This is a genomic window from Streptomyces turgidiscabies Car8 (assembly GCF_000331005.1).
Taxonomy (GTDB): Bacteria; Actinomycetota; Actinomycetes; order Streptomycetales; family Streptomycetaceae; genus Streptomyces; species Streptomyces turgidiscabies.
Map to the genome: position 1 here is coordinate 1 of NZ_AEJB01000552.1, position 1,310 is coordinate 1,310.

Below are 1,310 nucleotides of genomic sequence, written 5' to 3' on the forward strand. Positions count from 1 at the left end.
AGGGGTGCCCGGTGGCGAACCCGAAATTGGCCACGCTCGCCGACATGTTCAGCGGCGCTTCCCTAAACGGGCGGACGCCGTTTGTCCGTCAGCCTCCGCTGGAGGCCGACCACTTCTGGTTGGAGGCGCCGGTGCAGCTCCACAGCTGGACCTTGGACCCGTTCGCCGTGGCCGTGCCGGTCACGTCGAGGCAGAGGCCGGACAGGTCGTTGGTGACGCTGCCGTCGGCGTGGAAGGTCCACTTCTGACTTGCCCCGCCGTTGCAGTCCCAGGTGACGACCTTGGTGCCGTTCGCGGTGCCGTTCCCGAACGCGCCCAGGCACTTGCCCGCGACCTGCAACTCACGGCTCGGCGAGTACGTGTACTGCTGGTTGGCGCTCCCCGACGTGCAGTCCCAGATGTTCTGCTGGATGCCGTTGGCCGCGTTGCCGGTGTCGTCCAGGCACCGGTTCGAGCCCTGGCCGACGATCTGTCCTGCGGTTGTCTGCGCGCCGCGGGTGAAGGTGACCGTGGCGTGCGAGGGCAGCGTGTAGGAGAACGATCCGGTGTTGTTCCAGGTGGTGGTGAACGTGGTGGCGGAGGAGTTGTTGTTGTAGGCGACCAGCACCTCGCCGCCGTCGGGGTTCTGGTAGGCCTGCGCCCAGATGCCGCCGCCGTCGCTGTAGCCGATCCGGGTGGCGCCGGGGACCAGGAACTTCGAGAACTGGCCGAGCTGGTAGTAGTTGTCGGTGTACGTGGCCTTGCCGGTGGCCTGGTCGACGGTGACCAGTCCGGTGCAGTTGGTGCAGCCGACGCCCATCTTCGGGCCGCCGTCGGTGTCGAGGGCCAGGTTCCACAGCAGGGCGCCGCTGGCCCAGTTGAAGGTCGACTCCAGGGCGAGCTGGGCGGCGTTCATCGGCGCGATGCCCGGCCCGGTGGAGCACTCGCTCTCGTAGAGCCGCTTGTCCGGGAAGGAGTTGTGGATGGTGGTCATCTTGCCGAGGTCGTTCGCGTAACAGTGCCACGCGGTGCCGTACATCGCGTCACGGGCCGCCTGATTGGCCATCAGCGTGTTCGCGTAGTCGGGGTACACGTGGTCGGCGTCCCCTGCGAGGATCTTCGTGCCGGAGAGGCCGGCCTGCTGGAGTGCGGGGGCGAGGTTGTCGGCGATGAAGGTCGCCTCGTTGCCCGCGGACCACAGCATCGCCGAGTACGTGGACGGTGAGATCGTCGGCTCGTTCTGCGGGGTGATGCCCCAGACGTCGACGCCCTTGGCCTTGTACTCCTGGAGGAACTTCACGTAGTACTGCGCGAGCGGGCCGTACATGTCC

Annotated in this window: 1 protein-coding gene; it reads right to left on the minus strand. The window is 67.3% G+C overall.

The window, feature by feature from the left end:
* Nucleotides 1-88 precede the first annotated feature (88 nt).
* The coding region (locus STRTUCAR8_RS39595) for a ricin-type beta-trefoil lectin domain protein (protein ID WP_044473682.1) at nt 89-1,310 on the minus strand (1,222 nt) is incomplete at its 5' end.